The sequence below is a fragment of the Streptomyces sp. NPDC028907 genome, from assembly GCF_055564995.1.
In genome coordinates this window covers 461,328-485,461 of the sequence record NZ_JBVHVE010000001.1, presented here as the reverse complement: position 1 = coordinate 485,461, position 24,134 = coordinate 461,328, and the positions used below count along the sequence as shown (strand labels likewise).

At 72.1% G+C, this 24,134-nt stretch carries 22 protein-coding genes and 1 riboswitch; of the genes, 9 read left to right on the top strand and 13 right to left on the bottom strand.

Going from position 1 to position 24,134, the window contains the following annotated elements; translation table 11 throughout:
- Nucleotides 1–22: 22 nt before the first annotated feature.
- The 4 genes from pknB to thiO all read right to left on the bottom strand — a co-directional run bounded on the left by pknB (nucleotide 23) and on the right by thiO (nucleotide 4,297).
- Nucleotides 23–1,960: a Stk1 family PASTA domain-containing Ser/Thr kinase gene (gene pknB, locus ACZ4UU_RS02205; RefSeq protein ID WP_468036010.1), complete on the bottom strand. Its 1,938-nt coding sequence runs from the start codon at nucleotides 1,958–1,960 to the stop codon at nucleotides 23–25.
- Between the two features lie 157 nt (nucleotides 1,961–2,117).
- Complete coding sequence (locus ACZ4UU_RS02200) at nucleotides 2,118–2,912, bottom strand: thiazole synthase (RefSeq protein ID WP_468036009.1); 795 nt, start codon at nucleotides 2,910–2,912, stop codon at nucleotides 2,118–2,120.
- A 3-nt stretch (nucleotides 2,913–2,915) separates the two neighbouring features.
- Nucleotides 2,916–3,116, bottom strand: a complete 201-nt coding sequence (gene thiS, locus ACZ4UU_RS02195) for a sulfur carrier protein ThiS (RefSeq protein ID WP_468036008.1) — start codon at nucleotides 3,114–3,116, stop codon at nucleotides 2,916–2,918.
- Nucleotides 3,113–4,297 carry a glycine oxidase ThiO gene (gene thiO / locus ACZ4UU_RS02190; protein WP_468036007.1) on the bottom strand — a complete coding sequence of 395 codons (1,185 nt, stop codon included), beginning with the start codon at nucleotides 4,295–4,297 and terminating at the stop codon, nucleotides 3,113–3,115. Before thiO ends, thiS begins: the two co-directional genes overlap by 4 nt.
- A riboswitch (TPP riboswitch) is annotated at nucleotides 4,295–4,407 on the bottom strand. It overlaps the preceding gene by 3 nt.
- Nucleotides 4,408–4,459: 52 nt before the next feature.
- On the opposite strand from thiO, the gene ACZ4UU_RS02185 reads away from it, so the two are divergent.
- From ACZ4UU_RS02185 to ACZ4UU_RS02160, 6 genes are all read left to right on the top strand, one after another.
- Nucleotides 4,460–4,810 carry an avidin-fold protein gene (locus ACZ4UU_RS02185; RefSeq protein ID WP_468036006.1) on the top strand — a complete coding sequence of 117 codons (351 nt, stop codon included), beginning with the start codon at nucleotides 4,460–4,462 and terminating at the stop codon, nucleotides 4,808–4,810.
- Between the two features lie 32 nt (nucleotides 4,811–4,842).
- Complete coding sequence (locus ACZ4UU_RS02180) at nucleotides 4,843–6,072, top strand: NAD(P)/FAD-dependent oxidoreductase (protein WP_468036005.1); 1,230 nt, start codon at nucleotides 4,843–4,845, stop codon at nucleotides 6,070–6,072.
- Between the two features lie 69 nt (nucleotides 6,073–6,141).
- Complete coding sequence (locus ACZ4UU_RS02175; RefSeq protein ID WP_031483328.1) at nucleotides 6,142–6,507, top strand: Rv2175c family DNA-binding protein; 366 nt, start codon at nucleotides 6,142–6,144, stop codon at nucleotides 6,505–6,507.
- Nucleotides 6,508–6,827: 320 nt separating this feature from the next.
- Nucleotides 6,828–7,490, top strand: a complete 663-nt coding sequence (gene thiE / locus ACZ4UU_RS02170) for a thiamine phosphate synthase (protein WP_468036004.1) — start codon at nucleotides 6,828–6,830, stop codon at nucleotides 7,488–7,490.
- Between the two features lie 227 nt (nucleotides 7,491–7,717).
- Nucleotides 7,718–8,641, top strand: coding sequence for a methylenetetrahydrofolate reductase [NAD(P)H] (metF, locus tag ACZ4UU_RS02165; protein ID WP_468036003.1), 924 nt, complete (start codon nucleotides 7,718–7,720; stop codon nucleotides 8,639–8,641).
- Between the two features lie 57 nt (nucleotides 8,642–8,698).
- On the top strand, nucleotides 8,699–9,721 hold the full coding sequence (locus ACZ4UU_RS02160) for an SCO2102 family sporulation regulator (protein ID WP_468036002.1): 1,023 nt from the start codon (nucleotides 8,699–8,701) through the stop codon (nucleotides 9,719–9,721).
- Between the two features lies 1 nt (nucleotide 9,722).
- On the opposite strand, the gene ACZ4UU_RS02155 is transcribed toward ACZ4UU_RS02160, so the two are convergent.
- From ACZ4UU_RS02155 to ACZ4UU_RS02135, 5 genes are all read right to left on the bottom strand, one after another.
- Nucleotides 9,723–11,237 carry a phytoene desaturase family protein gene (locus tag ACZ4UU_RS02155; protein WP_468036001.1) on the bottom strand — a complete coding sequence of 505 codons (1,515 nt, stop codon included), beginning with the start codon at nucleotides 11,235–11,237 and terminating at the stop codon, nucleotides 9,723–9,725.
- A 55-nt stretch (nucleotides 11,238–11,292) separates the two neighbouring features.
- A complete protein-coding gene (locus ACZ4UU_RS02150; protein WP_468036000.1) occupies nucleotides 11,293–11,895 on the bottom strand; it encodes a DUF4126 domain-containing protein in 603 nt (200 codons plus the stop codon).
- A 415-nt stretch (nucleotides 11,896–12,310) separates the two neighbouring features.
- On the bottom strand, nucleotides 12,311–12,940 hold the full coding sequence (locus tag ACZ4UU_RS02145; RefSeq protein WP_468035999.1) for a TetR/AcrR family transcriptional regulator: 630 nt from the start codon (nucleotides 12,938–12,940) through the stop codon (nucleotides 12,311–12,313).
- Nucleotides 12,941–12,963: 23 nt separating this feature from the next.
- On the bottom strand, nucleotides 12,964–15,048 hold the full coding sequence (locus ACZ4UU_RS02140; RefSeq protein WP_468035998.1) for a YhgE/Pip family protein: 2,085 nt from the start codon (nucleotides 15,046–15,048) through the stop codon (nucleotides 12,964–12,966).
- A complete protein-coding gene (locus ACZ4UU_RS02135; protein WP_468035997.1) occupies nucleotides 15,020–15,814 on the bottom strand; it encodes an ATP-binding cassette domain-containing protein in 795 nt (264 codons plus the stop codon). The genes ACZ4UU_RS02140 and ACZ4UU_RS02135 overlap by 29 nt, the downstream gene beginning before the upstream one ends.
- A gap of 166 nt (nucleotides 15,815–15,980) precedes the next feature.
- Here ACZ4UU_RS02135 and ACZ4UU_RS02130 point away from each other — a divergent pair, with 166 nt between their 5' ends.
- The 3 genes from ACZ4UU_RS02130 (at nucleotide 15,981) to ACZ4UU_RS02120 (ending at nucleotide 18,218) form a co-directional block, all read left to right on the top strand.
- Complete coding sequence (locus ACZ4UU_RS02130) at nucleotides 15,981–16,553, top strand: SAV_6107 family HEPN domain-containing protein (protein WP_468035996.1); 573 nt, start codon at nucleotides 15,981–15,983, stop codon at nucleotides 16,551–16,553.
- A 201-nt stretch (nucleotides 16,554–16,754) separates the two neighbouring features.
- The gene (locus ACZ4UU_RS02125; protein ID WP_468035995.1) at nucleotides 16,755–17,525 is read left to right on the top strand and encodes a methyltransferase; all 771 of its coding nucleotides are present in this window, start codon (nucleotides 16,755–16,757) and stop codon (nucleotides 17,523–17,525) included.
- Nucleotides 17,526–17,825: 300 nt separating this feature from the next.
- Nucleotides 17,826–18,218, top strand: coding sequence for a DUF3040 domain-containing protein (locus ACZ4UU_RS02120; RefSeq protein WP_062718999.1), 393 nt, complete (start codon nucleotides 17,826–17,828; stop codon nucleotides 18,216–18,218).
- A gap of 180 nt (nucleotides 18,219–18,398) precedes the next feature.
- Here the strand turns inward: ACZ4UU_RS02120 and ACZ4UU_RS02115 are convergent, their stop codons facing one another.
- The 4 genes from ACZ4UU_RS02115 to ACZ4UU_RS02100 all read right to left on the bottom strand — a co-directional run bounded on the left by ACZ4UU_RS02115 (nucleotide 18,399) and on the right by ACZ4UU_RS02100 (nucleotide 24,034).
- Entirely contained in the window at nucleotides 18,399–20,783 is a 2,385-nt protein-coding gene (locus tag ACZ4UU_RS02115; RefSeq protein ID WP_468035994.1) for a transglutaminase TgpA family protein, read from the bottom strand.
- Nucleotides 20,780–22,153, bottom strand: coding sequence for a DUF58 domain-containing protein (locus ACZ4UU_RS02110; RefSeq protein WP_468035993.1), 1,374 nt, complete (start codon nucleotides 22,151–22,153; stop codon nucleotides 20,780–20,782). The genes ACZ4UU_RS02115 and ACZ4UU_RS02110 overlap by 4 nt, the downstream gene beginning before the upstream one ends.
- Complete coding sequence (locus ACZ4UU_RS02105; protein ID WP_468035992.1) at nucleotides 22,150–23,193, bottom strand: AAA family ATPase; 1,044 nt, start codon at nucleotides 23,191–23,193, stop codon at nucleotides 22,150–22,152. The genes ACZ4UU_RS02110 and ACZ4UU_RS02105 overlap by 4 nt, the downstream gene beginning before the upstream one ends.
- A gap of 232 nt (nucleotides 23,194–23,425) precedes the next feature.
- Nucleotides 23,426–24,034 (bottom strand): beta-class carbonic anhydrase, encoded by a 609-nt coding sequence (locus ACZ4UU_RS02100; RefSeq protein WP_468035991.1) that lies wholly within the window; start codon nucleotides 24,032–24,034, stop codon nucleotides 23,426–23,428.
- Nucleotides 24,035–24,134: the final 100 nt, after the last annotated feature.

Below are 24,134 nucleotides of genomic sequence, written 5' to 3'. Positions count from 1 at the left end.
TCATGGCAGCCACCCGCCCCGGTCATCGGATGGTGATCGTGATCGTCGACCCCTTGGGCGCGGTCTTCCCGCCCTTCACGGACTGCTTCTTGACCGTGTCGCCGAACAGGCCGAGCAGGCCGCGGTCCTCGTCGACCTCGAAGCCGGCGGCCTTCAGCTCCGCCGTGGCGTCGTCGACGCTGTCACCGACCACGTCCGGGACCTCGATCATCTCGGGTCCCTTGGACAGCGTCAGGGTGACGGTGTCGCCCTCGGCGGCCGGCTTGCCGCCCGCAGCCGGAGACTGCTGGGCGACCTGGCCCGCGTCGAACTCGGAGTTGACCCGCGTGGGGGCGATCCTCACCTTCAGGCCGGCCTCCTCCAGCTCGGCCCGCGCGTCGGCCGGGCGCTCGCCGGTGACGTCCGGGACGTCCACCGGGCTGCCCTTGCTGACGGTGAGCTCGATCGCGGAGCCGGAGCGGACCTTGGTGCCGGTCCCGGGGACCGAGGAGATCACGGAGCCCCTGGTCACGTCGTCGTTGAACTCCCGGTTCACGACGCCCGGCTCCAGGCCGATCTCCTTCAGCTCGCTCCTCGCCTTGTCCAGCGGGTAGCCCTGGAGATCGGGCACCTTCACGGTCTTCGGGCCCAGCGAGAGGACCAGAGCCACGGAGTCGTTGTGCCGGATGCGGGCGCCCGACTTCGGGTCCGAGCTGATGACCGTGCCGCGGTCGAAGGTGTCGCTGTACGCGCGCTCGACCTTGCCGACCTCCAGCCCGGCGTCCTCCAGGCGGTCCTTGGCCTGCGCCTCGGTCTTGGAGAGCAGCGGCGGGACCTCGGTGAACTGGCCGGAGTTGATGTACCAGATGCCGACGCCGAGGCCGAGGGCCAGCAAAACGGCGGCGACGACGAGCAGCGGGCCGCGCGGAGCACGCGCGGTGCGCCCCCGCTGGGGCGGCGGGGGCGGGGGAGTCTCCAGCCGGCTGGTCCGGTTGAAGACGGCCTCGGGCTCGTCCTCGTTCACGGGCAGCGGCCGCTGGATCGTCAGCGCGCGCGGGATCACGCTCGTACGGTCGTCGGCGTTGCCGTGCTCCGTCGTGAGCGCCTGCGGCGGCACCGCGTCCAGCTGGTCCTCGCTGAGCGCGGCCCGCGTCTGCCGGGCCTGGGCGAGCAGCGCCACGGCGTCGTACGGGCGGAGATCCGGGGTGCGCGCGGTGGCCGCGGCGACCAGCACGTCGAGCTCGTACGCCAGTCCCGGCGCGATCGCCGAGGGTGGCGGGACGTCTTCGTGCAGGTGCTTGTAGAGCACCACGGCGGGGGAGTCCCCGTCGTGCGGCTTGTCGCCGGTGAGCATCTCGTAGAGCACGACCCCGCACGCGTACACGTCGACGCGGGCGTCGGCGGCGCCGGGCTGCTCGATCTGCTCGGGCGCGAGATAGGAGACGGTGCCGAGCACGGCACCGGTGGTGCTCGTCACGGTGTCCACGGAGCGCACGAGCCCGAAGTCGGCGACCTTGACCCGGCCGTCGTCCCCTATCAGCACGTTCTCCGGCTTCATGTCCCGGTGCACGAAACCGGCCCGGTGCGCGGCGCCGAGCGCGGCGAGCACCGGCTCCAGGATGTCCAGGGCGGCCCGGGGCTGGAGCGCTCCGCGCTCGCGCAGGACGTCACGCAGGGTGCAGCCCGCGACGTACTCCATGGCGAGATAGACGTACGACCCGTCGGTGCCCTGGTCGAAGACCTGCACCACATTGGGGTGCGCCAGCCGGGCGACGGACTTCGCCTCCCGGATGAACCGCTCGACGAAGACCCCGTCGACCGCCAGCGCCGGATGCATCACCTTGAGCGCGAGCACGCGGTCCAGGCGGGTGTCCACGGCCCGGTAGACCGTGGCCATCCCGCCGACGGCGATCCGCGCGTCCACGCGATACCGGCCGTCGAGCACCTGCCCGACCAGAGGGTCCTGAAGGGTCGTATCCACGCAGGTGAGTGTACGAGCCGACACTGACACGACTGCCGGTTCGGCCAGGATCGGCCCGGTACTGCAGCCGACCTGTGACGCAAACCACGCTGTGGCGGCCGCCGATGGCGCTCAGCCCCCACGGCGGGTGGGCGAGCAGTGGGGACTGCGACGCCGTTCAGAAGGCGGGACGCTCCGGATCCAACACGGCCAGGCCCTCCGCAGGAGACGACGCCTCCGCGAAGTGCCGCTTCGGGATCCGCCCCGCCCGGTACGCCAAGCGCCCCGCCTCCACCGCGTGCCGCATCGCGTCGGCCATCAGCACCGGCTCCTGCGCCCGCGTCACGGCCGAGGCGAGCATCACGCCCGCGCACCCCAGCTCCATCGCCAGCGCCGCGTCCGAAGCCGTACCGGCGCCCGCGTCCAGAATCACCGGCACACGCGCGTGCTCCATGATCAACTGGAAGTTGTGCGGATTGCGGATGCCGAGCCCCGACCCGATCGGAGAGCCGAGCGGCATGATCGCCGCACAGCCCACGTCCTGAAGCTTCCGCGCCAGCACGGGGTCGTCGTTCGTGTACGGCAGCACCGTGAACCCGTCGTCCACCAGCGTCTCCGCCGCGTCCAGCAACTCGATCGGATCAGGCAGCAGCGTCCGCTCGTCGGCGATGACCTCCAGCTTGATCAGATCCGTTCCGAGCGCCTCGCGCGCGAGGCGGGCCGTCAGCACGGCCTCTCCGGCCGTGAAGCACCCCGCCGTGTTCGGCAGCACCCGGATCCCGAGCTTCTCCAGGACCGACAGCACGGAGCCGTGCACCGAAGGGTCCACCCGCCGCATCGCGACCGTGGTCAGCTCCGTGCCGGACGCCACCAGCGCCCGCTCCAGGACCTCCAGGCTGGGCGCCCCGCCCGTGCCCATGATCAGCCGGGACGTGAAGGACGTGTCGCCGATGACAAAGGGATCGTCGGCCATGGTTCAGCCTCCTTGGACGGCGGTGAGGACCTCGACGCGGTCCCCCTCGGAGAGGGACGTCGACGGCCACTGCGCGCGCGGGACGACGGTTTCGTTGAGGGCGGCGGCCACTCCGGAGGGCGCCGCGGTGAGCATCCGTACGGCGACGTCGAGCGCCGTACCGGGAGCGACCTCTCGCCGCTCCCCGTTGAGGGAGATGTTCATGCGGGCTGCTCCGTGCGTACGGCGTGCTCGGTGAGCGCGGCGGGAGAGAAACGCATCGGCGTGAACGGACGGGCCTCGTCCGGGAGTTCACCGGTGGTCAGCACATGGGCCATGGCGTCGCCGGTGACCGGCGTGAGCAGTACGCCGTTGCGGTAGTGCCCGGTGGCCAGCGAGAGCCCCGCAAGCTCGGTCGGGCCGAGCAGCGGCGCGTTGTCGGGGGAGCCGGGGCGCAGGCCCGCGCGGGTCTCGGTGAGCGGTAGCTCCGTGATGCCGGGTACCAGCTCGTGGGCGTCGCGCAGCAGCTCGTACACCCCGCCCGCGGTCACCGTCGTGTCCCAGCCCAGCTCCTCGCTCGTCGCGCCCACGACCAGCTCCCCGCTCTCGCGCGGCACCAGGTACACCTGGCTGCCCCGCACCACGGCCCGCACGGTCCGGCTCAGGAACGGCGCGTACCGCTTCGGCACGGTCAGCCGCAGCACCTGCCCCTTCACGGGGCGCACCGGCGGCAGTACGTCGTCCGGGACCCCCGCGAGTCGCCCGCTGAGGCTGCCGGCCGCGAGGACCACCTGGCCGGCGCCGAGCTCGGTACCGCCCGTCGTGGTGACGCCCGCCGCCCGGTTCCGTACGACGTCCAGGCGCTCGGCCCACGTGCGGTGGAAGGCGACCCCCGCCCGCTCGCACGCGGCCACCAGCGCCGCGGCAAGCCGCCGCGGGTCGATCTGGTGGTCGCCGTCCACCCGGAGCCCGCCGCGCACGCCCGGCGCGAGCATCGGCTCCAGACGCCGGCACTCACGCCCCGACAGCCACTCTGAGTCCAGCCCCGACTGGCGTTGCAGGGTGTGCAGTTCGCGCAGGTGGGCGCGGTCGTCGGCGTCCAGGGCCACGGCGAGCGTGCCGCACCGGCGGTAGCCGAGGTCATGGCCGGTGACGTCGGTGAGCTCGGCCGCGAAATCCGGGTAGCGGCGGGCCGAGGCGAGGTTCAGGCCGAGCAGGGTCTGCTCGCCGTAGTGCAGTTCCGTGACGGCCGCCAGCATCCCGGCGGCCACCTGGGCGGCCCCGCCGCCCGGCTCCGGATCCACGACCGCCGTCGTGAACCCGCGCTGCGCGGCCCGCCACGCCGTGACCAGGCCGATGATTCCGCCCCCGATGACGAGGACGTCTGACGTTCGCGTACGCGACATGGGCGTCCAGCCCCTCCCTTCGCCGGCATGACCCGGATCAGGTTCGTACGGTCGGAGGCCGCCCAGCCTCCCTCTCAGCCCGGTGCGTCCGGGCTCCCGCGAGTGCTCTACGTTGGCCACCCTAGCCCGCCGCCGTAGGTCTCAGTAAGGGAGCCTCCGCCCGTGCCCCGCTCGCTCGACGGTCTCGTCCTCGCCCCCGTGGCCGACCAAGCCCCAGGTCAGGTGGGTACCCGCACCCGGTTCACGTACCACGAGAAGGACGGCGAGATCTGGGCCGAGTACGCCGGCGGAGACGTGGTGCGCGGGCACCTGGTGGGCACCAGGGACGGCGACCGGCTGGACTTCCGGTACGTGCAGCTGAAGCGGGACGGGACGACGTCGTCGGGGCACTGTGTGTCGACGGTGGTCGAGCTGCCGGACGGGCGGGTGCGACTGGACGAGACCTGGGAGTGGGAGTCGCAGGACGGCTCGGGGACCAGCGTTGTGGAGCAGCTCACCGAGCACGCCCCCTGACTGACGGACAGTCACTTGTCTATGGTGATCAGGTGAGCGAGCAGACGCAGCAACGGGGCACGTCACCGACGCCCCGCGTGGTCATCGCCGGCGCGGGTATGGCCGGGGTGCAGACAGCGGTCGCCCTGCGGGAACAGGGCTTCACCGGGACCGTCACCCTGATCGGCGCCGAGCCCCATCAGCCCTACGACCGGCCGCCCCTGTCCAAGGCCGTACTGCTCGGCAAGGCCGAGGGCTCCGCCTTCGACGTGGACTTCGAGGCGCTCGGCATCGAACTGCGGCTGGGGCGCGAGGTACTGGGCGTGCGCACCGCCGACCACGAGCTGGACACCGAGGCCGGGCCCGTCCCGTACGACGTACTCGTCCTCGCCACCGGCGCCGAACCGATCCGGCTGCCGGGCGCGGGCGGCGTCCCCGGGGTGCATCTGCTGCGCACCCTGGACGACGCCGAGCGGCTGCGGCCGGTGCTCGCCCGGCAGCACGACATCGTGGTCGTCGGCGCGGGCTGGATCGGCGCCGAGTTCGCCACGGCCGCGCGCGAGGCGGGCTGCGCGGTGACCGTCGTGGAGGCCGCCGACCGGCCGCTCGCGGGGGCGCTGCCCGCGGAGGTGGCGGCGCCGATGACCTCCTGGTACGAGGACAGCGGGGCGGTTCTGCGGACGCACGCGCGCGTGGAGCGCGTCGAGCTCGGCGCGGTGATCCTCGACGACGGCTCGCGGCTGCCGGCGGGCGCCGTCGTGGTCGGCATCGGGGCGCGCCCCGCCACGGCCTGGCTGGCCGGCTCGGGCATCGAGCTCGGAGCGCACGGCGAGGTCGTCGCCGACGACCGGCTGCGCAGCTCCGTACCCGACGTCTACGCGGTCGGTGACTGCGCCTCCTTCCCTTCGGGAAGGTACGGCGAGCGCCTGCTGGTCCACCACTGGGACAACGCGCTCCAGGGCCCTCGCACGGTCGCCGCGAACATCCTCGGCGAGACCTCCGCCGTCTACGACCCCGTGCCGTACTTCTGGTCCGAGCAGTTCGGCCGTTTCGTCCAGTACGCCGGCCATCACGCCGCCGCCGACACGCTGCTGTGGCGCGGCGACCCGTCGGGGCCCGCCTGGACGGTCTGCTGGCTGCGGGGCGCCCGTCTCGTCGCCCTGCTGGCGGTGGGCCGGCCGAGGGATCTGGCGCAGGGGCGGCGGTTGATCGAGGCGGGCACGCCGATGAACGCCGAGCTGCTGGTGGACCCGGCCAAGCCGATGAAGACGGCGACGGCGTAGCGCGCCGGCCCTGCCCGGGTGGACCGGCCTGGCTTCCGACTGTCAGTGGCAGATGGCAGGCTTGTTTCCGTGACCGAGATTGACGCAAAGATCGATGCTCTCGTCCCCGCCTGGCTCACCCTGCCCGACATCGCAGAGATGCTCGATGTCGAGGTGACGCGTGTGCGGCAGCTGGTCAAGGAGGGCCAGCTCATCGCCGTACGCCGAGGTGAGAACCGCGCACTGCACGTCCCTGCCGCCTTCATCGACGGGGACAAGGTCGTCAAGGGCCTGTCCGGGACCCTGACGCTCCTGCGGGACGACGGCTTCACCGACGAAGAGATGCTGGAGTGGCTCTTCACTCCCGACGAGAGCCTGCCCGGCACCCCGGCGCAGGCCCTCAGCGAGAATCGCGGCACGGAGGTGAAGCGCCGCGCCCAGGCGCTCGCCGTCTGACCCCACCAACTGATCCGAACACCGTCCGGCGTACGGGCCGGGGCCTTGCGGGCCACGGCCGCGGGTGACCGCGGCCGTGGGCGGCGGGGGCTGGGGGCGCGCCGACGGGCGTTGCCGCCGGCTTCTCGGGCCTGGCCCGTGAGTCGGTGCGGCGCTGTGCCATTCAGCTCAGGCTTCGGGCGCAAAATGCCTGGTCTGCGCTGAGGCTTCGCGCCTTGCCATGGGATCACACAGGTACCGTGCCGCTCCGGATACCGTGCCACCGTCCGGCACCAGCCCGATGTCACCCGCCCGGCAACCCGATCCCAGGGGGCTCCCGTATGTCCGAAACCGCCGCCGCAGGCACCGCCCGCGCTCAGCTCGCCGACGCTCGGCTCTATCTCTGCACCGACGCCCGTAAGCGCCAGGGCGACCTCCCGGAGTTCCTCGACGCCGTGCTGGCCGGTGGTGTCGACATAGTGCAGTTGCGGGACAAGGGCATGGAGGCGGCCGAGGAGCTGGAGCACCTGAAGGTGTTCGCCGACGCCTGCGCCCGGCACGGCAAGCTGCTCGCGGTCAACGACCGTGCCGATGTGGCGCACGCCGCCGGTGCCGACGTCCTGCACCTCGGCCAGGGCGACCTCCCTGTCCCCGCCGCGCGCGCGATCCTCGGCGACGACGTCCTCGTCGGCCGCTCGACGCACGCCGACTCGGAGGCCGACGCGGCCGCCGTCCAGGAGGGCGTGGACTACTTCTGCACCGGCCCCTGCTGGCCGACCCCCACCAAGCCCGGCCGCCACGCCCCCGGCCTCGACCTGGTCCGCCACACCGCCGCGCTCGGCACGGACCGTCCCTGGTTCGCCATCGGCGGCATCGACCTGACCAACCTCGACGAGGTGCTGCAGGCGGGCGCCCGCCGTGTCGTCGTCGTACGGGCGATCACCGAGGCGGCCGACCCGGCAGGGGCGGCGGCGGAGTTCGCGAAGCGACTGCGGCAGGCGTAGGCCCGGCCCGGCGCGGCGGCTCCCTCAAGGGCCGCGTCTCATTTTCGCCCTGGCTCGTCTCAGTCAGTGGTCAGTGCCGTAGGGATTCACGGTCCCGGGGCTCCGTCCGGCCCCGGTGATGTTGCTTTGTGGCCCTTGTTGTCCAAGGCGTGGACAACAACCCGGCAATTCGGGCAAATGCCCGGCGCCCGGTTGGGGGACCGGGGACCCCTGGCTAACCTGCGAGTATGGCCCTCGGCACCGCATCCATCAGGTCGGACCACGCTCGTACCGTGCGCGAGATGCTCGCGACCGGCAAGACGACGTATTCCTTCGAGTTCTACGCCCCCAAGACCCCGAAGGGCGAGCGGAACCTGTGGAACGCGCTGCGCCGGGTCGAGGCCGTCGGACCCGACTTCGTCTCCGTGACGTACGGCGCGGGCGGCTCCACCCGCGCGGGCACGGTCAAGGCGACCGAGGCCATCGCCTCGGACACCACGCTCACCCCGATCGCCCACCTCACCGCCGTCGACCACTCGGTGGCCGACCTGCGCAACATCATCGGGCAGTACGCCGACGCCGGGATCCGCAACATGCTGGCACTGCGCGGCGACCCGCCCGGCGACCCGCTCGGCGACTGGGTGCGGCACCCGCGTGGCCTGACCTACGCCGCCGAGCTCGTCGAACTGATCAAGGCGTCCGGAGATTTCTGCGTGGGCGTCGCGGCCTTCCCGGCGATGCACCCGCGCTCCGCCGACTGGGAGGCGGACGTCGGTCACTTCGTCGACAAGTGCCGCGCCGGGGCGGACTACGCGATCACGCAGATGTTCTTCGAACCCGAGGACTACCTGCGGTTGCGCGACCGTGTCTCGGCCGCCGGCTGCGACACCCCGATCATTCCGGAGATCATGCCGATCGCCAGCGTAAGGACGCTGGAGCGGATCCCGTCCCTCACCAACGCCTCCTTCCCGGCCGCCCTGAAAGAGCGGATCCTCACAGCAAAGGACGATCCGGCGGCTGTACGCTCCATTGGTATCGAGTTCGCCACGGAGTTCTGCGCACGGCTGCTGGCCGAGGGAGTGCCCGGACTGCACTTCATCACGCTCAACAACTCCACGGCGACGCTGGAAATCTACGAGAACCTGGGCCTGCACCACCCACCGCAGGCCTAGACCGGCCGTCCTGATATACGTCACACTGCGTAGGCGGCCACTGGGAGAGGGGCGTACATGGGCTGGACGGTCCTCTACATCGCGTTCGGCGTGGTCGCGCTGTGGCTGCTGGGCGAAGTGCTGTTGCAGTACAAGGCGCGGCTGCGTTGGCGGCTGCTCGCCTTCGTGGGCTTCCTCGGCGTCGTGGTCGGGGTGCTGATCCCGTCCGTCATCGTCATCGGTCTGGGCGCGGCGGCCTTCGCGGTCGGCCAGACCTACGTCACGCTGTCGTTCCGCCGCGGCTTCTCGGCCGGCTGGGCCGTCTCCGCACCGGCCCTCGGCCCCCTGACCGCGGCCAAGCGCCGCCGCGGTGAACCGGACCGCCAGGAGCCGACCCTGGAGGTCTCCGACCTCGAGGCGACCGGCGGTTTCGCGGGCGACGACGCCAACTACGGTCGGGACGACGCCAACTACGGTCGGGACGACGCCAACTTCGGTCGGGACGACGCCAACTACGGTCGGGGCGAGGCCGGTTACGGCCAGGACGACTACGACCGCGACGACGTCTTCACCCCCTCCCGCCCGGATCGGCCCACGGCCGCGGAGACGGCCTCCGTCTACGAGCCCCAGCCCCTCCCCGAGGACACCGGCTCGTACGGCATATACAGCGATCCGGCCTACGCCGCCGCCGACCAGAACTACGCGGCCGCCGGCCAGCCCCAGGACCAGTACGCGACGGCCGACCAGAGCTACGGGTACGACGTCGGCTACTCCGGCTACGACCAGCAGCAGTACGGCTACGACGCCACCGGCCAGCAGCAGTACGCCGCCTATTCCGACCCGTACATCGGCACCCAGACCTACGGCGACGCCTCCTACGACGCCTACGGTCAGCAGCAGTACGGCCAGCAGGGCTACGCCCAGGACCAGTACGGCACCGGCACCTACGGAGAGACCCCGCCCGGCGGCGTCTGGGTCCCGCAGCAGCGCACCGACGAGACGTACGGCGGCGAACTCCCGCCTGAGCAGCAGTACCCGTACCAGGGCAACGGCCAGCAGCAGGACCAGGGGAACGGGTACGACGAGCAGTACCGCTTCTGACTCACTGCGACCCCCGGAACTCCGGCCCCTCCACGATCAGCCCGGCCACCAGCGCGCCCGACATACCGGCGTGCGGAAGCCCGCCACCGGGGTGGGACCAGCCGCCGACGGTGAACAGGCCGGGGATGGCCGTGCTGTTGGACGGGTGCAGCAGACGTCCGGCGCCCGCGGCGAGCGCAGGCGCCGGAACCGCTCCGCCCTCCGTGCCGGTCGCCTCTGCGATGTCGGCCGGAGTACACACCTCGTGCCAGAGGAGGCGGTCGCGCAGGCCCGGCACGGCACGCTCGGCGACGGCGATCAGATTCTCGGCGTGCAGGTCGAAGACCTCCCGCTCCGCCCAGCCCCGGTCGGGTTGCTCGGGCACCACCGAGCTCAGTGTGATCGCTTCATGCCCGAGGTCCGGGACCAGTTCGGCGTCGTCGGGCCGCAGTACGGTGACCGTGGGCCGCGCGGGCATGCCAGGAGCGGTGCCGAACAGAGCGTCCAGTTCGGTCTCGCGATCCTCCGCGTGCACGACCGTGCGGTGCGCCGTACCTTCCGGTCGGCCGCCTCGCAGCGCCAGCAGCACCGTCAGTCGGCTCGCTGCCCCGTGCTGGGGCACGACCTCGTCCGCGCCTCGGACCGCCGCTTCTCGCACGAGACGGTCCAGCACCCCGGGGGTGACCCCGGCGACCACGAAGTCCGCCTCCGCCGCCGTCCCGTCGGCCAGCTCCACCCCCGCCGCCCGGCCGTCCTTGTCCAGGACGCGCACGACCTCGGCACCGAAGCTGAAGTCGACCCTCCTGGCCACGCACCGCTCGTACACCGCCCGCGCCAACTCCCGTATGCCGCCCCGCACATACCAGGTCCCGAACGCGTGCTCCAGGTACGGCAGCACCGCCGCGCTCGCGGGGGCCACGCGCGGGTCCAGGCCGTAGGCGAGCGCGTGGCTCTCCAGCAGGGCGACGAGCCGGGGGTCGCGCAGCTCCCAGGCACCGACCTCGGCGAGGGTGCCGGCCCGGCGGGTGCGCAGGAGGCGCTTGTGGGGGACCGCCGGGTAGGGCTCGCGGTCGGCCAGCACCTGCCAGTTCGGCCACAGGGGCTCCTCCAGCAGGGGCCTGCGCGTGCGGTCCCACGCCTCGCGGGCGCGGACCAGGAAGTCGCCCCAGCGACCGCCCCTTCCGGCGCCCAGCGCCTCGTCGAGGGCGGCCACGACGCCCGCGCGTGAGGCGTTCGGCAGGGAGAGCTCGGTGCCGTCCGCGAAGACGTGCAGGGCGGACGGGTCGACCTGGACCAGCTCGACGCACGCCTCCAGCGGCTCCTTGCCGGTCTTGATGAACAGGTCGCGGTACACGGCCGGGAGCGGGAGCAGCCCGGGGCCCGTGTCGAACCCGAAGCCGTCGCGCTCGAAGCGGCGCACCGCTCCGCCGTACGTCTGCGTACGCTCGTACACCGCCACCCGGTGGCCCGCGACGGCCAGCCGGGCAGCGGCCGCCATCGCGCCCATCCCGGCGCCGATCACCGCAATCCGTGCCATGCGTGGGACTTTATCGGCCGCCACTGACAACGGCTCACTGACCTCGAAGGACGGCTCAGCCGGACCGCTGGGTCGCCGTCTGCCCGAGCCGTTTCTCGGCCCGGCGGCGCAGGAAGCGACGGATCCGAGAGACCAGGAAGAAGAGCAGCAGCAACCCGGCGAGCAGCAGGGTGCCCGCGATGACCGCGGCGGCGACGGGGTAGAAGATCGCGAGGGTGATGAGGGCGCCGACCCCGAGATCCTCGGCGATGCTCACCACGATGTTGCTGAACGGCTCCGGCGAGGTGTTGACCGCCATCCGTGTCCCGGCCTTGACCAGGTGGCTGACCAGGGCCGTGGAACCGCCGACCGCGCCCGCAGCCAGCTCCGGCAGCGACCCGCTCTGCCCGGCGAGCAGCGCCGCGACGACCGCGCCGGCCACCGGCCGGACCACCGTGTGCACCGAGTCCCACGCCGAGTCCACGTACGGGATCTTGTCGGCGACGGCCTCGCACAGGAAGAGCACACCGGCCGCGATCAGTACGTCGGGACGTTGCAGTGCCTCGGGCACCTCGTCGCTCAGCCCGGTCGCGCCGAACACGCCGAGCAGCAGGATCACGGCGTAGGAGTTGATGCCGCTGGCCCAGGCGCTGGTGAAGATCAGGGGAAGTATGGACACGGACGCGATCGTAACCAGTCGGCGACGGAGGGGTCTTGGGGTTGAGTGCGCAGGCCTGAGTACGCGTACCTAGCCGGTGAGATGAGTACGCGCGCGGATGGGGGCCGACCTGCGTGAAGGAGAGAGTGGAGGCACGGAGAAGGGGTTCGGCTCCGGCACCGGCGACACGGGGCGCCGGAACGGAGCTACCCCGGATCCGCTCCTTCCGCCGGCCAGGCGTCGGCGGGAGCGAGACCGGGGGACCCGGGGGAACGACCGAACGGGGGTCCGGCGGGGGGACACGGGGGAGTACGGGGGAAACGGGGAACGGGGGAGCAGGAGAAGGCGCCGGTTCGAGAGTGGCCCGCGGGGGACGCGGCCACTTTCGGACCGGCGCTTTCGTCTGCCGACCTGCCGCCCACACGGCACGGCGGCTTCAGCGGCGCCCGCTCACCCGGCCCTGCAACAGCCGGGACAGCGCCGCGTGCACATCGTCCAAGGAGCGCTCCGGCTGGAACGACTTCCAGTCGAGCGCGGCCACCAGGACCATGCCGACCAGCGCGGAGGCGGTCAGCGCGACATCGATCTCCTCGCTGAACTCGCCGTTCTCCACGCCGTCGCGCAGCACCCCCTCGACGACTGCCACGGCCTGCTGCCGGACCACCATCAGCGTGGACTGCCAGGTCCGGTTCGTCCGCCACAGCTCGGCGACGTAGAGCTGGGTGAAGGACGGGTAGCGGTCGATGAAGACCAGCCCCGCGCGGACCATCGCGTCCAGGGCGTCCACCTTGGTGCCGCCGTCCCGGGCGGTCTTCTCGGCCGCCTCCCGGAGGGAGGCGGTCAGGAGTCCCACTCCGTGGCGCAGCAGCTCCTCGAAGAGGACCGACTTGCTGGCGAAGTTGTAGTAGACCGTGCCCTTCGCCACCCCGGCCCGCTCGGCGATCTCGTCGACGGTGGTGGCGGAGAAGCCCTGTTCGGCGATGAGCGTGACGGCCGCCTCGTAGAGCTTCTGCCGGGTGGCCTCACGGCGCGTGCTGCCGCCCGACGCGGCGTTGCTGCTTTCCATGGCCCTGATTGTCCCGCGCGCGCTCACAGGGTCAGCTCCGGGTGCAGCCGGTCGAGCGTCCACACCTGCCGGCGCCGGGCCGACAGCGCGGTCAGCGCGACGGCGCCCGCGGTGAAGGCGACGAGCACCACGCACGCGTGCCACACCGGTCCCAGTCCGCCGCCCGTGATGAGCCTCCTGAGCGCCTCCACCACGTAGCTCATCGGCAGGAAGGGGTGGAGCGCGTTGAAGAAGCCCGGGCTGGTCTGTACGGGGTACGTGCCGCCCGCGGACGTCAACTGGAGCATCAGCAGGGCCAGGACGAGGATCCGGCCCGCCGCGCCGAAGCGCGCGTTCAGCCACTGCACGATCGCGGAGAAGCAGGCCGTCACCAGGAACAGGAAGCCCACCGTCCCGGCCGCCCGCGCCATCTGAAGACCGATCGCCCAGTGCAGCACCGACATCAGCGCCACGGTCTGGAGCACCCCGATCGCCACCACGGGCAGCCAGCCGGCCAGCGCGATCCGCCAGGCGGAGGCGCCCGCGGCGAGCGCGCGGCGGTTCATCGGCGCGATCAGCATGTACGCCACCATCGCGCCCACCCACAGGGACAGCGGGATGAAGTAAGGCGCGAACCCGGTGCCGTAGTTGGCCGCCTTGTGCATGTCCCGGGAGACGAGCTGGACCGGGTCGGCCATGACTTCGGTGCGCTGGTCGCGGGCCTTCTTGTCGTAGTCGGGGATCTGCTCGGCGCCGTCGTGCAGTCCGTCGGAGAGCTTCCCGGAGCCGTCGACGAGCTTGTAGATGCCGCCGTTGAGGTCGACCGCGCCGGTCTTGAGTTCGCCCACGCCGGTGTCCAGGTCCACCGCGCCGGACTTGGCCCCGCCGAGGCCGGAGTGCAGCTTCTCGGCGCCCGCGGCGACCTTGGCGGCGCCCTGGTTCAGCTTGTTGATCCGGGTGACGGCGTCGTCGAGGTCCTCGGAGAGCCGCGGCGCGCGTTCGGCGAGCGCCCGGGACTGCTTCTGGAGGGTGGCGAGGTTCTTGTCGAGCTTCTTCAGATCGCTGTCGTGGTCGGCGATCAGGGTGTTGAGGTCGTCGGCGATCGTCGCCACGTCCGCGGCCGAGCTCTTGGCCTTCTTCAGGTCGGCGCAGGCCGGGTCGGGCAGGACCGCCTTCTCGCAACGCGCCTCGTAGACGCCGTTCAGCACGTCGGAGGCCGCATGGGCGCCCTTGGCGGCGCCCGGGGCGTGCTCCACCAGGTCGTCGAGGTTGTTGCGGATCGCTCCGGAGGTGTCGGCGACCAGCTTGGCGGTGTCCCCGATGGTCTTCTCGTTGTCCTGGAAGAACGGGCCGATCTTCTTGTCGACTCCGTTGACCCGGTCGGCCAGTGTCTGCGTCCCCTCGGCCACCTTCCGGGAGCCGCTCTCCAGGTCGCCCGCGCCCTTGTTGAGCTTCTTCAGGCCCGTGGACAGCTTGCCGCTGCCCTTCTTGGCCTCCTTCAGCCCGTCGGCGAGGTCCTTGGAGCCCTTCTCCGCCTTCCCGATGCCGCCTTCGAGCTTGTCGGCGCCGGACGCGGCCTTGACCGTCGCGCCGTGGATGTCGGAGAACGAGACGAAGATCCGGTCCAGGAACGACCGCGACGCCTTGGTGGACGCGGCCTCGCGCACCTCACTGAAGACCGTCCGCGAGATCTGCCCGACGATGTAGTTGTTCGCGTCGTTCGTACGCACCTGGAGAGCACCCGTCTCCGGCGAGTCGCCCGCGCTGGACGCGATCCGCTCGCTGAAGTCGGCCGGCATGGTCAACGACAGGTAGTAGGTGCCGTCCTCGACGCCCTTCTCGGCCTCGGCGGCACTCACCTCCCGCCAGTCGAAGACGTCGCTCTCGCGCAGTCCCTTGGTGATGTCATCGCCGGCGGCGAGCTTCTTGTCGCCGGCCTTCGCCCCCTTGTCGTCGTTCACGAGGGCCACGGGAATGCGGTCGAGACGGCCGTACGGGTCCCAGAACGACCACAGGTACAGGGCGCCGTACAGCAGGGGCAGCACCAGCAGTGCGACCAGGGCGGCGCGCGGCAGCTTCCCCCGGCCGAAGCGCCTCAGCTCAAGCGCGGCCAGCCTCGGCGAGCGCATCGGCGGCCTCCTTTCCGTCGGATTCCGGGGCAGCGGTCTTCGGGGCAGCGGTCGCGGAAGCGGCGGCCTCAGGGGCGGTGGACACCTTGACGGTGCCGTCGGGGGCCTCGCTGCACACCGCGACCACCGTCGTGCCGGCCTCGGCGATCGACCTCAACAGCGCCCAGGCCTCGGCTCGTTCGGCGTCCGACAGCTTGAGGTCGGTGTCGTCGACGCCGAGCACGCGCGGGTCCGAGATCAGGGCCAGCGCGATCGACAGCCGCAGCGCCTCCAGCCGCTCCAGATCCCGTACGGCCGTACGGGAGCCCTTGGGCAGGGACTCCAGGTCCAGGCCCGCAGCGGTCAGCGCCGCGTCGATCCGCCGCCGCTCCTCGTCCCCGCGCTCGCCCCGCCGGCGCAGCAGCCCGCGCACCGAGTCGCCGAACCGCCGCTGCAGCAGCGCCCGTTCGTGGAGGTGCTCGGCGACGGTCAGGGCCGGGTCCAGGTCGGTCACACCCGGAACATGGGCCAGGGCGCTGACCCGCCGCACCGCCGCCATGCGCCTGGGCAGCCCCGCGTCGCCGACGGCGGCGGAGCCCTCGGTCGGCTTCATCCGGCCCGTGAGCGCGAGCAGCAGACAGGTACGGCCCGTACCGGACGGCCCCTCGATCGTGATCAGCGAACCGGCCTCCGCCTCGAAGGAGACCCCGCGGAACGCCCATCCGCGAGGACCTTCGAGGCCGAGGCCGTGGGCCGTGACGCCGGCTGCGGCCACGGTTCCCCCCATCCCTGCCCCCTCATTTTGAACTGACTGGTCAGTGCAAAAACTAGCCCGAACGCTCGATCGACGCAAAACCCCAGGTCAGAACGGATTGTCAGTGCCATACCCCACGATGGGCACATACGGCATCCCGTAGCGGGCATGCCGTCACACAGACGACAGGAGGTTCGTCATGGCCAGCTATCACGCAGCAGCCGCCCGTCGGCGCGGCGCCACCGGCCCTGCCCCCTCACTGACCGGCCCGGCGAGCGACGTGCACCCCGTGCTCCGCCGGGCCACGGCCCCGCCCGCCGCCCTCGACCTGCTCGCCCAGGCCCGTGCCGGACTGGACGAGGCCGCCGTTCTGGAAACACCGAACGAGCGCTACGCCACGGCCCACCTCTCCGCCCTGCGCACGGCCGCCGCCGTACTCGCCGCGCGGGGGCGCCCCGAACCCACGCCCAGGCGTCGCGCCCGGATCAGGAGCGCGTGGGAAGTGCTCCCCGAGATCGCGCCCGAACTCGCCGAGTGGAGCGCGCTGTTCGCCTCCGGGGCCCGGCGCCGCGCCCGGGCCGAGGCGGGCATCCAGGGCGCGGTCAGCCGCCGGGACGCCGACGACCTGATACGCGACGTGGCGATGTTCCTGCGTCTCGTGGAGCGGATGCTGGTTCTCCAGCCGGTCCTGCCGCAGCCGCGACCGGACGCGGACGGGGCGGAGGGCGGCGGCTCGCGTCACGCGCGCGACGACATGCCGGACGCGGGCTGACGGCGGATCGGCCCGGATCCGGGCTCCGTCCGTCGGAGGGGACGGGCGACGTCACGCGGCACCGCGATGGCCGGTCGCGCTGCCGCAGGCAATAGGGTGGAGGGCGCCTGAAGCCTTCCCACCCCGTGACCCGGGCCGGGGGGAGGCAGCCCGTTCGCTCCGCCGTGCAAGTGGCGGTGCCGCGCCGAGGAGTCAACTGCCGTGTCGGACCCTATGCGGCCCCGCGCCGCCCTCCGTACCGCCGTGGTCTGGGAGGTCCTCCAGGACGCCCTGGACCGCCGTGTGAAGGCCACGGGTCGCCAGGCGCTCGACGTCCTCGACACCGGAGGCGGCAGCGGCAACTTCGCGGTGCCTCTCGCCCGCCTCGGCCACCGCGTCACCGTGGTCGACCCCAGCCCGAACGCGCTCTTCGCCCTGGAGCGCCGCGCCGCCGAGGCCGAGGTCGCCGACCGGGTGAAGGGCGTCCAGGGCGACGCCCACGGCCTCTTCGACGTGGTCGAGCGAGGCGGGTACGACGTCGTGCTGTGCCACGGCGTCCTGGAGTACGTCGACGACCCCGCCGAGGGCGTCCGCAACGCCGTGGCCGCCCTGCGCGCCGAGGGCGTACTCAGCCTGCTCGCCGCCGGACTGGGCGGAGCGGTCCTGGCACGGGCCCTCGCCGGTCACTTCAAGGAGGCCAAGCAGGCCCTTCAGGACCCGGACGGCCGCTGGGGCCAGGGCGACCCGGTGCCGCGCCGTTTCACCGCCGAGCAGCTCACCGGACTGGTCGAGGGTGCCGGCCTCACCGTCGGCGCCGTGCACGGCGTCCGCGTCTTCGCCGACCTCGTCCCCGGGGTCCTGGTGGACACCGAGCCCGGCGCCCTGGAGGCGCTGCTGAAGCTGGAGGAGGCGGCCGCCGAACTGCCCGCCTTCCACTCGGTGGCCACCCAGCTGCACGTGCTCGGCGAGACGGGGGAGACCACCGCGGCCTGAGCCGCCCGCCGCGCCTTCCGTGGGCGGACCCGGGCGCGCGCCGTTGATCAGGGACTTGGCTGCACATGGAGTACGCCACAGGCCCCCCGATCGGACGCTGGGCGCCGTATGATCGAGGGAGACCGTTCCGGCATGACGAGTCGGCCGCTGGGGAATGCAGATCTCAGCGAGCCGGGACGTCCATGCCGGAGCCCGGTTGGCCAATTGGCGTAGAGGGGCGGGTTTCACGGGGGCGATTCCCTGCCTATCCTGAAGGGACCCCCCGGGTCGCCCCGGCGACTGCACGATGAGGAGGACTCCGTGCCGCTCTCGGAGCACGAGCAGCGAATGCTCGAGCAGATGGAGCGAGCGCTGTACGCCGAAGATCCCAAGTTCGCGACAGCGCTTGAGGGAAGCGGGCTGCGTACGTACACCCGGCGACGGGTCTACCAGGCGGTCGCGGGCTTCCTCGTAGGTATCGCGCTCCTCATGGCTGGAATGGTCGCCAAGCAGGTCTGGCTCAGCGTGGTGGGCTTCCTCGTCATGCTGGGCTGTGCGGTACTCGCCGTGACCGGCTGGCGCAAGGCCCCCAAGCCGGGCGAACAGCCCGCCGGTGGTCAGCAGGCCCGCCGCCAGCCACGCCAGAAGCGGTCCATGATGGATCGCATCGAAGAGCGCTGGCAGCGCCGCCGCGACGAACAGGGCGGCCATTAGCTCGACGAGCAGCTCCCATACAGACGCAGGGGGTGACCACCGGTGGGTGGCCACCCCCTGACGCATGCCTGGACGTATGCCTGCTGACCTGTTCGTGGGCTGACGCAGGACTGGCCTGAGCAGTGCCGGGCTACGGGGGCGGGCGGGGCCGAGCCCCGTCCACGCCCCCTCAGCCCACAGTCACCCCCGCTGACCCGGGGTGGACGGCCTGCGCAGCGCCGGTCGGGCCGCGGCGGCTCGCTGCTTGACAGTGATCCACCAGTCCGACAGCGCCCAGACCACCCGCACGCCGGAGCGTGGGGCCAGCAGAGCGCGCAGCCTCGTCGTCCGGTCGGCCCTGGAGCCGAGCTGGGTGACGACGCCGCGGACATCCTCCGCGAGGCCGGCCACCGGGCGGGGACTGGGCGCGTACAGGACCTGTTCCACCGCGTCGGCCACTCGGTGCACCGAGGCCGCGGTCGCCGGTTCGAGGTGGCCCAGCCGCACGATACGGGCGGCGGTCTTACGGGGGGTCTGGGAGTCGTCCGGGGCGATACCGAAGTCCCAGGCCGTGTCCGTCAGTTCCTGCCATACCGCCAAGACGTGCAGCGACACGTCGGCCTGCGTGCGGCCATGCGCTCCCAGCCGTTTCGCTCTCGTCCGCTGCCGCCACAGCATGGGCGCCAGCGGGATCAGCAGCGCCGCGGCTCCACCGAGCGCCCAGGCCAGGACGACGTACCACTTCGGCCCGTCGTCATCCGTGGCCGGCGCGGCCGCCGGGGACTGGCTCGCGCACAGCTCCGGGTTCCGCCCCGCGCAGCTCTCGCTCGCGGAGGGCGAGGCGGAGGGACCCGTGCTGGCCGACTGCGTGGGCCGCGCCACGTCCGGCAGCGTGGAGCCGGGCGTGTCCGACTGGGTGTACGCCGGTACCGAGCCACGGGTCGGCGTCGGCTCGAAGCGGGTCCAGCCCACGCCCTCGAAGTACAGCTCCGGCCACGCGTGAGCGTCCCTCAGCCCCACCGAGACCGAGCTGGCGCTCTGCGCGGTACCGGGCGCGAAGCCCACCGCGACCCGGGCCGGTATGCCCAGCGAGCGGGCCATCGCCGCCATCGCGAAGGAGAAGTGGACGCAGAAGCCCTGCTTGTCCTTCAGGAAGCGCGCTATGGCCTGCCGGCCGCTGCCGACCTTGACGTTGGTGTCGTACTGGAAGCCGCCCGTGATCGCGAAGTAGTCCTGAAGCTTGACGGCCTGCTCGTAGTGGCTGGTCGCCCCTTCGGTGACCTCACGCGCGGTCCGGGCGACCACCGCCGGCAGCGAGTCGGGGAGCTTCGTGAACTCGCGCTTCAGGGCGGAAGGCGGCTCCGGCGCGTCGGCCAGTTGTTCCGCCGTCGGCTGTACGTCGAGGCTGCGCACGGTGTACGTCGCCCCACGCGTGGTCTGCCGACGGTCGCCGACGACCGTCATGCCCAGCGGTTCGTACCGCCAGTTGCCCGTGATGTCCACGCCGCTCGGGGGGTACGGCATCGGCAGCCAGTTCTGGGCGTACCAGTCCGCGGCCGAGATGGTCGTCTCGACCTGGGTGCGCCGGACGTCCGGGCCGAGGCCGAAGGGCGTCGGGAACTCGTCGGGCACCGCCTGGATGTTGCGCTTGGACGGCTGCCAGGTGGTGCCGTCGAAGTCGTCCAGGGACACGATCCGCAGATACAGGTCCGCCAGGTCGGCCGTGTCGGTCCTGAGGGTCAGGACCTCGCGGTCCTCCTCCACGTTCAGACTGTCGCGCAGCGACACCAGCGGGTTCACCGCGGAGATCGTGCCGCCGCTCCCGCTGCCGGAGCCCACCCCGGCGCCCGCGGCGTCCAGCAGGCCGCCGTTCATCGCGGGCAGCCCGACCGGCACCACCAGGGCGAGGCCCAGCGCGACCGCGCCGATGCGCCGTCCCGTGCGGACCGGGGCCACCGCGCCGGTCGGCTCACCGCCGGCTCCCCGTGGGGCCCCGCCGAAGACCCGGCCCCACTGCGAGAGCCGGTCGCGCCCCTCGGCCAGGAGCAGCATGAGGTAGCCCGCGGCGGCCACCAGGAACCACAGCCAGTCCCCGGCACCGTCGGCCAGCCCCGCGGCCACCGAGTACAGCGCCAGCAGCGGCAGCCCGGCCGGTGCGGCGCTGCGGAACGTCACCGCGAGGGTGTCCACCGCCAGGCCGATGACCAGGACACCGCCGATGAGCATCAGCCGGATGCCCTCCGACAGCGGGGCCGGGATCGAGTACCGGCTGACGTCGTCCCCGCCCGCCTGCAACAGGTCGCCGAAGTGACGGAAGGCCTCCGGGCCGGGGATCACCCCGATGATCGCCTGCTTGTCGGCGAAGACCAGGGTCAGCAGCATCAGGGCGACGAGGGCCTGCACCGCCACCGTCAGGGGACGGGCCAGCGGTACGCGCCGGGCCGCCATGCCCACGCCTGTCTGGATCGCCAGCAGGAAGACCGCCTGGATCAGCCAGGTGACCGGGGAGACCAGCGGCAGCAGAGCGCAGGAGGCCATCAGTGTGGCCGCCGCGGCGCACAGCGCCATCCGCGTCCGCCCGCTCATGACCGTCCCCCCTCGCCCCGCGCGCCACCGGCCGCGACCGCGTCCGTACGCGCTCGGTCAGCCTGACGCCACAGCTCGTCCAGCGAGGCGGCCCGCGGCACGCTCAGGGCCGTCCAGCCCGCCTCCCGCAGCATCCTCAGCCGTTCCCCGCTCCTGTCCAACGCGCCGGACACATCGGTCGGTTCCCGCACCCACGCCGCGCTGTCCAGCACGAAGGCCACCGCGCCGCCGCTGCGCTGACGCATCTTGGCGGCCACCGCCGCCTGCTCCTCGTCGAGGTCGCCGAAGAAGGCGACCAGCAGCCCCTCGTTGCCGCCGCGCAGCACGTCGTACGCCCGCGACAGACCCGTACCGTCCGAGTGGTCGATCACCGCGAGGGTGTCCATCATCAGCCCGGCCGCGTCCGCGGACTCCTGGCTCGCGCCCGCGAACCCGTCGGCGCCCTCACCGGGCACCGAGCTGCCGGTGTCGGTCAACAGGCGGACGGAGAAGCCCCGCTCCAGCATGTGGACCAGCACGGACGCCGCGCCCGACACGGCCCACTCGAAGGCCGAGTCCGGGCCCGCGCCCTGGAAGGCCAGGCCCCGCGTGTCCAGCAGCACCGTGCAGCGGGAGCGCTGCGGCTGCTCCTCGCGGCGCACCATCAGTTCGCCGTAGCGCGCGGTGGAGCGCCAGTGCACGCGGCGCAGGTCGTCGCCGTAGCGGTACCCGCGCGGGATCACGTCGTCCTCGCCCGCCAGCGCCAGCGAGCGCTGCCGCCCGTCGCCGTACCCCTTCGCCTCGCCGCTGAAGCGCACCGGCGGGAGCGGCTCCACGCGCGGGATGACCGTCAGGGTGTCGTACGTCGAGAAGGAGCGGGTCAGCTCGCACATGCCGAACGGGTCGCTCAGGCGCAGCTGCAACGGGCCCAGGGGATAGCGGCCGCGCAGGTCGGAGCGGACCCGGTAGGACACCTCGCGGCGGCCGCCCGCCTCCACCCGGTCCAGGACGAAGCGCGGGCGCGGCCCGAGGACGTACGGCACCCGGTCCTGGAGCATCAGCAGGCCGGTGGGCAGCCGGGAGACGTTGTCCATCCGCAGATGCACGCGGGCCTCGCTGCCGGCGGGTACGCGCGCGGGGGCGAGCCTTCGGCTGCCGGCGACCCGGTACCGGGTGCGGTACAGCACCGTGGCGCACACCAGCGGGAGCACCGCCAGCAGCAGGCCGACGCGCAGCAGGTCGCTCTGGCCGAGGACGTAGGCACAGACGGCGGCCGCGACCCCGGCGGCCAGGAAGGAACGGCCACGCGTGGTCAGACCGGCCAGTGCGGTGCGGATCCCGCTCTTCTCGCCGCGGTCCGCCTCCACCTGCCCGGTCCCACCGGAGGTCATCCGAGCCTCCGCGGCGGCTGCTGGCCGTACACCGGAGTCCCGCGCCCCAGGCCGCCGAAGCCGCTCTGCTGCTGAGGCGCGGCGGGCACCGGGGTGCGCTGGAGGATCTCCTGGACGACCTGCTCGGAGGTACGGCGGTTCAGCTGGGCCTGCGCGGTGGGCAGCAGGCGGTGGGCCAGGACGGCCACGGCGAGGGCCTGCACGTCGTCCGGCAGCGCGTACTCCCGGCCGCTCAGGGCCGCCGACGCCTTCGCCGCGCGCAGCAGATGCAGCGTCGCGCGCGGGGAGGCGCCGAGTCTGAGGTCCGGGTGGGTGCGCGTGGCGGCGACCAGCTCCACCGCGTACCGGCGCACGGGCTCGGCGACATGGACGCCGCGGACGGCGTCGATCAGCTTCACGATGTCGTGCGCGTGCGCCACCGGCTGGAGGTCCTCCAGCGGCGAGACCCCGCCGTGCACGTCCAGCATCTGCAGTTCGGCCTCCACGCTGGGGTAGCCGACGGAGACACGGGCCATGAAACGGTCGCGCTGGGCCTCGGGCAGCGGGTAGGTGCCCTCCATCTCGACCGGGTTCTGCGTGGCCACCACCATGAAGGGGCTCGGCAGCTCGTAGGTCTGGCCGTCGATCGTGACCTGGCGCTCCTCCATGGACTCCAGCAGCGCGGACTGCGTCTTCGGCGAGGCGCGGTTGATCTCGTCGCCGATCACGATCTGGGCGAAGATCGCGCCGGGCTTGAACTCGAAGTCCTTGCGCTGCTGGTCCCAGATGGAGACACCGGTGATGTCGGACGGCAGCAGGTCCGGCGTGAACTGGATACGCCGGACGGAACAGTCGATGGACCGCGCCAGCGCCTTGGCCAGCATCGTCTTGCCCACGCCGGGGACATCCTCGATCAGAAGATGCCCCTCGGCGAGCAGTACGGTCAGCGAAAGCCGTACGACCTCGGGCTTGCCCTCGATCACACCCTCCACCGAACTGCGGACACGCTCCACAGTGGCGGTCAGATCAGTGAGGCTCGCTCGATCGTCATAGGTCGTCACCCGGCCCTCCTCGGCCCGTTCTTTCCGGGCCGACGCGATGCGGACCGGCCCACCCCTGGAACTCGGACACCACGCGGGGAATGTTCCGCGTGCTGCCACACTCGCATTCTTGCTGCCGTTACCGATTCGTGTCACTCGACTGTGGACAACTGTCCGCGATATGTCAGGGCTTAGGGCCTTTTGTGCCCCGCGAAGCCGGAATTGACAGCGAAACGACAGCTGGGGCGGAGGGTTACGCGGGGTCGATCTCGCGCAGCAGACCCGTCTTCACGTCGAAGACGAAGCCGCGGACGTCGTCGGTGTGCTCCAGGAACGGCGAGGTGCGCACGCGCTGCATCGACTGCCGCACGTCCTGGTCGACGTCCCGGAAGGACTCCACCGCCCAGGCGGGCCGCTGGCCGACCTCCAGCTCCAGCTCGGTGCGGAAGTCCTCGGTGAGGGACTCCAGGCCGCAGCCGGTGTGATGGATCAGCACCACGCTGCGGGTGCCGAGCTTGCGCTGGCTGATGGTGAGCGAGCGGATCACGTCGTCGGTGACCACGCCGCCCGCGTTGCGGATGGTGTGACAGTCGCCGAGTTCCAGGCCGAGCGCGGCGTGCAGGTCGAGCCGGGCGTCCATGCAGGCGACGACGGCGACGTGGAGCACAGGGCGGGCGTCCATGCCCGGGTCGGTGAACGCGGAGGCGTAGCGCTCGTTGGCCTCGACCAGGCGGTCGGTGACCGTGCCGCGGACTATCGCACTCTCGGGGCCAGCGGGAACCGATGCAGAAGTCGTCATACCCATGACGTTACTGGTCACGTCCGAAATGGTCCTGCTGTGAGAGGGGACAAAGAACGCCATTGAGTCTTGTTGTGAGCTAACCCACTGGGGTGGCGTGAGGGCGCCCATACGAGCGATTTCACGCATGGGGCGGCTGGGCCGGAACCCGAAGCGGCGACGC